The organism is Streptomyces katrae (assembly GCF_000966975.1).
Taxonomy (GTDB): domain Bacteria; phylum Actinomycetota; class Actinomycetes; order Streptomycetales; family Streptomycetaceae; genus Streptomyces; species Streptomyces katrae.
In genome coordinates this window covers 1-604 of sequence record NZ_JZWV01001752.1, presented here as the reverse complement: position 1 = coordinate 604, position 604 = coordinate 1, and the positions used below count along the sequence as shown (strand labels likewise).

Sequence of the window (604 nt, the reverse complement as noted above, 5' to 3'; positions counted from 1 at the left end):
GACCGGACCAGGGCGATCACCGAGCCGCCGAAGCCGCCGCCCGTCATCCGGGCCCCCAGCGCCCCCGCCGCCACCGCGGCCTCCACCGCGAGGTCCGTCTCCGGGCAGGAGACCCCGTAGTCGTCCCTCAGCGAGGCGTGCCCCTCCGTCAGCACCGGTCCCAGCGCCTCGGGCCGCCCGTCCGCCAGCCGGGCCACGGCCTGCTCGACCCGGGCGTTCTCCGTGACCACGTGCCGGACCAGCGGCACCAGTTCCGCCGGGAGACGCGACAGTGCCCCGGGCAGCTGCGCCGCCGCGAGGTCCCGCAGGGCGGGCAGGCCCAGCAGCCGCGCCGCGCGTTCGCAGCCGGCCCGCAGGGCGGCGTACGCCCCGTCGGCCAGGTCGTGTTTGACCCGGGTGTCGAGCACCAGCAGCCGCAGCCCGTGCCCGGCGAGGTCGAAGGGCACCTGCCGGACCTCCAGGCTGCGGCTGTCCAGGTGCAGGGCGCTGCCCCCGGTGCAGCAGAGCGAGGCCATCTGGTCCATCACCCCGCACGGCACCCCGGCGAAGTGGTTCTCGGCGTACTGGGCCACCCGCGCCAGCTCCGGCCGCCCCAGCCCCAGCC

1 protein-coding gene is annotated in these 604 nt (G+C 77.5%); it reads right to left on the bottom strand.

Annotated features, from left to right (window positions below):
* Nucleotides 1-604 (bottom strand): galactokinase (locus VR44_RS40450; protein WP_045952697.1); only part of this gene is annotated, 604 nt, incomplete at both ends.